This window comes from Devosia sp. GW821-FHT12F11 (genome assembly GCF_058806655.1).
Genome location: NZ_JBXAPX010000001.1, coordinates 1,111,372 through 1,119,608 on the forward strand (window position 1 = coordinate 1,111,372; position 8,237 = coordinate 1,119,608).

An 8,237-nucleotide genomic window follows, 5' to 3' on the forward strand; every position below is an offset into this window, starting at 1 on the left:
GCTGCTCCTCAGGCTGCTGATCGTTTCGCCGCTTCCGCGGTCGCGACTTGGTTCTTGACGGCCACGAAACTATCGGGGCTGACGGAGATGGAGTCGATGCCGCTTTCGACGAGGAAGCGGGCGAACTCGGGATGGTCGCTCGGCGCCTGACCGCAGAGCCCGATCTTGGCGCCGGCCTTGTGCGCTTCGGCGATCACGTTGCCGATCATCCATTTGACAGCCGGATCCTGCTCGTCGAACAGGCCCGCCAGTTCGGCGGAGTCCCGGTCCACACCCAGGGTGAGCTGGGTCAGGTCGTTGGAGCCGATCGAAAAGCCGTCGAAGCGGCGGGCGAACTGCGCGGCCAGTACGACGTTGGACGGCACTTCGCACATCACATAGACCTGCAGGCCGTCCTGGCCCCGCTTGAGGCCGTGCTCGGCCATCACCTCGAGTACGCGATCGGCTTCGATGATCGATCGGCAGAACGGGATCATGACGATCACATTGTCGAAGCCGAGCCTGCTCCTCAGCCGCGCGATGGCCTGGCACTCGAGCGCAAAGCCGTCCTTGTACCGCGCGGAATAATAGCGAGATGCGCCGCGGAAGCCGATCATCGGGTTTTCTTCCATGGGCTCGAACCCCGCGCCGCCGATCAGGCCGGCATACTCGTTGGTCTTGAAGTCACTCATCCGGATGATGACCGGCTTGGGATAGACGGCGGCCGCGATCCGGGCCAGGCCGCGGGAGAGCCGATCGACGAAGAATTCCGGCTTGCTGTCATAGCCGGCGGTGAGCCGCTCGATTTCCTGCCGGGCCTGCTCGTCGCGCAGGTCATCGAAGCGGACGAGCGCCATCGGATGGATGCGGATCGCGTTGCTGATGACGAACTCCATGCGCGCGAGGCCGACGCCGTCCGCCGGTAGACGCCACCAGCGGAACGCCGCGCCCGGATTGGCGAGGTTCAGCATCACCTTGGTGCGGCTCGTGGGCAGGTGCTCGAGGTCGAGCGTTTGCACGTCGATCTCTGCCGTCCCTTCATAGATCGAGCCCTCATCGCCCTCCGCGCAGCTGACGGTAACGTCCTGGCCGCTGTGCAGCAGTTCGGTGGCATTGCCCGTGCCGACGATCGCCGGCAGGCCGAGTTCGCGGCTGACGATCGCCGCATGCGATGTCCGTCCGCCGTGGTCGGTGACGATTGCGGCTGCCCGCTTCATGATCGGGACCCAATCGGGATCGGTGGTCGAGGTCACCAGTACCGAGCCGTCGACGAACTGCGCGATGTCCGCGGCGCTGTCGAGCAGGCATACCGGGGCGCTCACTGCGGCATCGCCGATCGCGAGCCCAGCAAGCAACCGGCGGCCGTGCTGCTGCACCCGATAGGACTTCATGGCGCCGGCTTCGCGCCGGGCCTGCACCGTTTCCGGCCGCGCCTGCACCATGAACATCTCGCCCGTGGCGCCGTCCTTGGCCCATTCCATGTCCATCGGGCAGGCATAGTGCTGTTCGATGGCAACGGCCCACTTGGCGAGCGTGACGACCTCGTCATCGTTGAGCACCAATGCGGCGCGCTCCGCTTTCGAGGTCGGCACATTTCGGGTCGGCGTCTCGCCGCCGGAGTAGATCATCTTGATGGTCTTGGCCCCGCGGATCTTCTCGATGATCGGCACGACGTCCGGCCGACCGAGAAAGGGTTTGAAGACCACGTATTCGTCGGGGTCGACCGCGCCCTGGACGACATTCTCGCCGAGGCCCCAGGCGCCATTGATCAGTACGACCTTGTCGAAGCCGGTTTCGGTGTCGATCGAGAACATCACGCCCGAGCTGCCCAGGTCGGACCGCACCATGCGCTGCACACCGATCGACAGGGCAACCTTCATGTGGTCGAACCCCTTGGCCTTGCGGTAGCTGATCGCCCGGTCGGTGAACAGCGAAGCAAAGCAGCGGCGGCAGGCAGCGAGCAGCGCAGCCTCGCCCCTGATGTTGAGGAAGGTCTCCTGCTGCCCGGCAAAGCTGGCGTCGGGCAGGTCCTCGGCCGTGGCGCTCGAGCGCACCGCGACGTCGATGTCGCCGCCGCCGCCGCGCCGGCAAAGTTCGCGATAAGCGGCGCGGATCGCTTCGGCCGTGCTCTCGGGCCAGCTTGCCTTGAGGATCAGGTTCCTGATGGCCTCACCGGTTTCGGACAGGCTGGAGCGGTGCTCCTCCCAGGCGGCCAGGTAGCCGGTTATCCGGCTCCTCAAGTCGTTGGCGTCGACGAACTGCCAATAGGCATCAGCGGTGGTGGCGAAGCCGGGCGGGACCTGGATGCCCTTTGCGGCGAGGGCCTGCACCATCTCACCCAACGAGGCATTCTTGCCGCCCACCCGACCGACATCGGTGCGGCGAAGCGTTTCGAACCAGGCAATCTGATCGGCGTGTTGCGACATCGGTAGTGCTCCAGCTGGCAGGCCCGAGGGCCCCGTTGCCGATGATGCTCGCCCGACCGACGCCTGCGCTTCTTGATCCGCGTCAAACGCGTGGTCGGATGATCCAGATCAAACGCACCGGCCTTGACCGGCGTCATGCTGGCTCAAACGAAACAGGGAGCCCCCAGATGATCGAGCATTCGCGTCAGGCATTGGTCGGCGCTTTTGGCGCCAGGTATGTCAGCCTTGCCATCGCTGACATCGACGAGTTGTCGGTGTCCAACTTCGCGCTCCTCAGCACGGCCGATTTTGAACAGCCGATGCAGGCCGTCGAGCGCTATCTCGCCTCCATCCCCCGCTGCCCCAACAAGGTATCGCTGGCGCTGGCGGGAACCGTGGAGGGTGACGCCGCGACCTTCACTCACCGCAACTGGAAGCTGAGCCGCAACGACGTGCGTGCCGCAACCCGCGCCGACCATGTCTGCCTCATCAACGATGTCGAGGCCAGTGCGCTCGTGCTGCCGAACCTGTCGGCATATGACCTGCAGGAGCTGCATGCCGGCGCGGCCGTTCCATATGGCAACAAGGCCGTGATGATGGCCGGCGCGGCCGTGGGCATCGCCGGGCTCGTCCGGGCCGGCAAGGATTGGGTGCCGATTGTCGGCGAGGGCGGCTTCCTCCGCTTCGTCCTGACCAAGGAGGACCTTGCCGAACTCGGCACGGACTTCCTCGCAGAACGCTACGTCGCCTGCGATGACGTCTTCACCGGAGCCGGGCTGGCGGGGCTCTACGAGGCGCTCGTCGCAAAGGCGAAGGTGAAGGCCAAATCCAGCGGCGCCAAGCAGATTGCGGCCTTTGGCCTCTCCGGTGAGGATCCGGTGGCCACACGCGCCCTGCAGATCATGGCGACCTGGCTGGGGCGGGTGGCGGGCGACATCGCGCTTCTCTACGGCGCACGCGGCGGCCTCTACATGGGCGGTGGGCTCGTTGCCAACATCATTCCGGCGCTGCAAACCGGCCATTTCCGCGAGGCCTTCGAAAGCCGGGGCGAGCGCTCGGCCTATATCGCCAAGGTTCCGGTGAAAGTGATCAAGACCGCAGCGGACGCCGGCCTGCGCGGCGCCGCCATCGCCATGGCACGTTCGCTGTCGTCCCACCCTGCGGCGTCCCGTCCGACCGCGCGGGCGGCGTCCTGACGGAGCAATGACATGCAGATCACCGGCCCGGTGCGCGAAGTGCTCAGCTGGTACGACGGCGAGAGGCCCGGCGTGAAGGCAAATCTGGCCCGCATGCTGATGCATGGACTTACCGGGGGCAGCGGGCGGCTGCTGATCCTGCCGGTCGACCAGGGCTTCGAGCACGGGCCGGCCGCGAGTTTTGCAGCCAATCCGGCCGGCTATGATCCGCGCTATCACTTCGAGCTCGCTATCGAGGCCGGGGTCAGCGCCCTCGCAGCACCGCTCGGGTTCCTGGCCGCCGGCGCCGACCGTTACGCCGGCGCAGTGCCGCTCATACTCAAGGCCAACAGTGCCAACGGCCTCGGCTCGATCAAGGACGAGGCGATCACCGCGACGGTGCGTGACGCGCTGGAGCTCGGCTGCAGCGCCATCGGCTACACCATCTATCCCGGGTCCGATCGCCAGTACGAGATGTTCGAAGAGGTGAGGGCCGGGGCGGCCGAGGCGAAGGCGCATGGCCTCGTTGTCGTCATCTGGGCCTATCCGCGCGGCGGGTCGCTGTCCCACGAAGGCGAGACCGCCATCGACGTCGTCGCCTATGGTGCGCAGATCGCCGCCCAACTCGGGGCGCATATCATCAAGGTAAAGCCACCCACTGATCGTGTTGAAACAGCCCAGGCCCGGCCCGCTTACGAGGGTGCGGACTTCGCGGCCCTTGAAAAGCGGGTCGCACATGTCCTCGAGGCGGCGTTCGCCGGGCGCCGGTTGGTGGTGTTCTCCGGCGGTGCGGCCAAGGGCATCGATGCGGTCTATGCCGAGATCACCGCCATCGCCGCTGGTGGCGGGCACGGTTCGATCGTCGGCCGGAACAGCTTCCAGCGCCCGCGCGGCGAGGCGCTGGCAATGCTCCGGCAGATTGCCGCCATCCACGTTGCTGCAGCCGAGGCGGGATCAGCATCATGAGCCAATTGCCCATCCTGACTGTGACCCTCAATCCGGCGCTCGATACCACCACCTCGGTGCCCCGGCTCGAACCGCAGCGCAAGCTGCGATGCAGCCCGGCGATCCTGCATCCCGGCGGTGGGGGAGCCAATGTGTCGCGGGCGATACGCGAGTTGGGCGGCAGCAGCCGCGCCTTCGTCGCGCTCGGCGGGCACACCGGCCATCAATACCTCGACTTGCTGCGTGCGGCCGGCGTCGAGTGCATCGACCACACCCTGAGCGGCGAGACGCGTGCCTCGATGACGGTGATGGAGGAGGAAACCGGGCTCCACTATCGCTTCGTGCTGCCCGGACCACCCCAGGAGTCTCGACAGGGCGAGGAGATTCTCGCCGAGCTCGGTCGCATCATTGCCGGCGGCGTCGGCTACGTGGTCGCCAGTGGCAGCTTGCTGCCCGGTATGGCCGAGGACTTCTACGCCCGGCTGGGCGATGTCGTGCGCTGGCACAATGCCAAGCTGATCCTCGATACGCATGGGGCAGCCCTGAAGCAGGGCCTCGCCGGACGTCCGTTCCTCATCCGGCTCAATCAGCTGGAAGCGGAAGAACTGGCGGCGGAGACTCCGGCGCGGGGCGCTCCCGCGGATGTTGCGACGCAACTGGTCGCCGCTGGGGCAGCCGACGTCGCCGTGTTTGCCATGGGGGAGCGAGGCTCGCTGGTCACCACGCGCGACGCCCAGTTCACCATCGCGCCGCCGGAGGTGACGGTGCATAGCATGGTCGGCGCCGGCGACAGCTATGTCGCGGCAATGACCCTGGCCCTGGCGCGCGGCTGGTCGCTCGAATCTGCCAACCGCTTCGGTGTTGCGGCAGCTGCCTCGGCGGTCACCCGCGAAGCCACGCAGCTATGCGAGCGCACAAGCACCGAGCGGTTCTACAACGAAACGGGGAAGATCACCTACCTCAGGCAGCCCGCAGCGCCGGCCGCAGCGGCAGGCTGAGGGCGCAAATGACCTGGATCAAACCGGGTCGGAGTCGCGGCGCTAGATTGGGTCAAACAACAGGAGGTCACCATGGCTGATCCGGCCATTGTCGAACTGACGCCCAGGCCATTCGCCTACATCAGCCTGCGCTCGACGCTGCTTCAGATGCCTGCGACCATCGGGCAGGGGTTCGCCACCCTGGGCCAGATGTTCGCCACGGCGAAGGCGCAGATGGCCGGCAACCCGCTCGCCCATTACACCGATTTCGATGCGACATCGGCCAGCTTCGAGTTGGGGTTTCCGGTGCTGGAAAACGACATTCCCGCTCTGCGCGCAGCCGGCCTTTCCATCGGGCAAACCCCCGGTGGGACGAACATGACGGCGACCCATTTCGGTCCCTACGACACCGTCTCCAGGACTTACGATCTCATGACCAGGGTCATGAAGGAGCAGAAGCTCTCACCCGGCAAGGACATGTGGGAGAGCTACCTCAGCCCACCGGAGACGCCGCCCGAGCAGATCCGCACCGATGTGATCTGGCCTGTCGAAGCGGCGAGCTAGCGGACTAGGAGGCAGCGATGAACCGACGGAGTGTGCTGATGGGCGCGGCGAGCGGTGGTCTGGCAGCCGGGTTGTGGCCGACCGGCCCGTCTGCCGCCGCAGCATCCCCCGTCGTTGCAACGAGCGAGGGGCAGCTTCGCGGCACCGAGACGGCGGGGATCCACAGTTTCAAGGGCATCCCGTTCGCCGCGCCCCCCACCGGTCCGCGCCGATTGCGGCCACCCCAGGCGCACCAAGCCTGGGACGGCGTTCGCGACGCCACCGTATTCGGACCCAAGCCGCCTCAGCCGGCCTATCCGCCGATGATCGCCGAACTGCTGCCGCCCGAGGTGAATGGCCCGGGGGACAATTGCCTGACGCTGAACATCTGGTCACCCGCGCTGGGCACGGCGAACCTGCCGGTCATGGTCTGGATACCGGGCGGTATGTACGAGTATCACGCCACCGCCGCCTCGCCCTGGTATGACGGGACCAGCTTCGCGCGCGATGGCGTCGTGCTTGTCTCCATCAACTATCGCGTCGGCGCCGAGGGGTTTCTCTATCTCAACGATGGAATAGCCAATCTCGGGCTGCTGGATCAGATCGCCGCCCTCGAGTGGGTCCAGCACAATATTGCAGCGTTCGGCGGCGATCCGGGCAACGTCACGATCTTCGGCGAGTCCGCCGGAGGGTTGAGCGTTGGAACGCTGCTGTCGATGCCGCGCGCCAAAGGCCTGTTCCGCCGGGCAATCATCGAAAGCGGTGGCGGCCATCACGTCAGCACGCCCGGTACCGCCGAGCGTATCGGACGCCGGCTGGCCGCGCTGCTCGGGACCGATGCGAACCGCGACGCCATCGCAGCTGTCCCCATCGAACAGATGCTGAAAGCGCAGGAAGCCCTGCGCGGTGAGCTCCTCAGCAACCCGGACCCCGCAATGTGGGGCGAGATCATGCTCGATGGCTTGCCTTGGGAGCCGGTCATTGACGGCAACCTCATTCCGACCCGGCCGATAGAGGCGATCGCAGCCGGCGCGGCGGCGGATGTCGACCTCCTGGCCGGATCGAACACCGAGGAATGGCGGTTGTTCCTGGTACCGGGCGGCGCCATCGATGCCATTATAGAGGAGGCTGTTGCAGGAACCATCGCGGCAACCGGCATGCCCGTGGCGAGCACTCTCGCTGCCTACCGACAACGGCAGCCCGAGGCGAGCCCCGGCGACCTGTTCGCCGCCATCATGACCGATTGGTATTGGCGGCTCCCCGCCCTGCGCCTCGCCGAAGCCCATTCGATCTCCGGCAAGGCAAGAACCTTCATGTACGAGTTCGCCTGGCGTTCGCCGCAGTTCGGCGGCCGGCTCGGCGCCGGTCACGCCGTGGAAATTCCCTTCGTGTTCGACACGCTCGGCAGGCAGACCGAGCGGCTGCTCGGCACAGCGCCGCCGCAGCAATTGGCCGGGACGATGCATCGTGCCTGGACACAGTTCGCTGCCAGCGGGACCCCCGGCTGGGCAGCGTTCGATAAGCACCGTTTCGCCACCATGCGGTTCAACGCGAACCCGGCAGTTGTCGACGATCCCATGGCCGAGGAACGCAGGCTGTGGTCGGGCGTACGCTGAGCCCGGGGAACTGAGAGGGCGGGTCGAGATGGTTTCGCGCAGAGCGGTTCTCGGGCTCGGGGTGGTCGGGGCAGGGCTTGCAGCAGCGGGCGGAGCCGTCGCAGCTGCCTATGGCAGCGACATCGCCCGGGCGCGTGCCTTGGTGGCGCCTGAACTGAGCAAGGTCATCCGATCGCGTTTCGGTGCGCTTGAGTATGCCGAGGCCGGAACGGGCACGCCGCTGCTCATGGTGCACGGCACCGGCGGTGGCTTCGATCAGGGGTTGTTCTTCACCAGGCGCTTCAGTGCGGCAGGCTATCGCGTTATTGCCCCGTCTCGTTTCGGCTACCTGCGCTCGGCATTTCCCGAGGACCCGTCATCGGAGAACCAGGCAGACGCTTTCGCAGATCTGCTCGATGCACTCGACATCGACAGGGTTGCCATCGCCGGCGGCTCGGCGGGAGCGCTGTCCGCCCTGGCCTTCGCCATCCGGCATCCGACGCGATGTGCGGCCCTGCTGCCGCTGGTCCCCGCCAGCTATGTGTTCATTCCGGGGAGATAGCTGACAGCTGTTCGGAGACATGACTGACAGTTTTGGGCTGGGTCAAGTTGATGTCG

At 66.4% G+C, this 8,237-nt stretch carries 7 protein-coding genes; 6 read left to right on the forward strand and 1 reads right to left on the reverse strand.

Annotation, left to right across the window (positions count from 1 at the left end; genetic code table 11):
* Positions 1-8 precede the first annotated feature (8 nt).
* Positions 9-2,405: a phosphoenolpyruvate synthase gene (gene ppsA / locus AC1ROK_RS05570; protein WP_492844626.1), complete on the reverse strand. Its 2,397-nt coding sequence runs from the start codon at positions 2,403-2,405 to the stop codon at positions 9-11.
* A gap of 41 nt (positions 2,406-2,446) precedes the next feature.
* Here ppsA and AC1ROK_RS05575 point away from each other — a divergent pair, with 41 nt between their 5' ends.
* The 6 genes from AC1ROK_RS05575 to AC1ROK_RS05600 all read left to right on the forward strand — a co-directional run bounded on the left by AC1ROK_RS05575 (position 2,447) and on the right by AC1ROK_RS05600 (position 8,181).
* Positions 2,447-3,580, forward strand: a complete 1,134-nt coding sequence (locus AC1ROK_RS05575; protein WP_492844690.1) for a glucokinase — start codon at positions 2,447-2,449, stop codon at positions 3,578-3,580.
* A 12-nt stretch (positions 3,581-3,592) separates the two neighbouring features.
* Complete coding sequence (locus tag AC1ROK_RS05580) at positions 3,593-4,525, forward strand: class I fructose-bisphosphate aldolase (RefSeq protein ID WP_492844628.1); 933 nt, start codon at positions 3,593-3,595, stop codon at positions 4,523-4,525.
* Positions 4,522-5,502, forward strand: a complete 981-nt coding sequence (locus tag AC1ROK_RS05585) for a 1-phosphofructokinase family hexose kinase (protein WP_492844630.1) — start codon at positions 4,522-4,524, stop codon at positions 5,500-5,502. Before AC1ROK_RS05580 ends, AC1ROK_RS05585 begins: the two co-directional genes overlap by 4 nt.
* Positions 5,503-5,574: 72 nt before the next feature.
* Positions 5,575-6,045 (forward strand): GyrI-like domain-containing protein, encoded by a 471-nt coding sequence (locus tag AC1ROK_RS05590; RefSeq protein ID WP_492844632.1) that lies wholly within the window; start codon positions 5,575-5,577, stop codon positions 6,043-6,045.
* Positions 6,046-6,083: 38 nt separating this feature from the next.
* On the forward strand, positions 6,084-7,640 hold the full coding sequence (locus tag AC1ROK_RS05595) for a carboxylesterase/lipase family protein (RefSeq protein WP_492844634.1): 1,557 nt from the start codon (positions 6,084-6,086) through the stop codon (positions 7,638-7,640).
* A 28-nt stretch (positions 7,641-7,668) separates the two neighbouring features.
* Positions 7,669-8,181: an alpha/beta fold hydrolase gene (locus AC1ROK_RS05600; protein ID WP_492844636.1), complete on the forward strand. Its 513-nt coding sequence runs from the start codon at positions 7,669-7,671 to the stop codon at positions 8,179-8,181.
* The last annotated feature ends 56 nt before the right edge of the window (positions 8,182-8,237 follow it).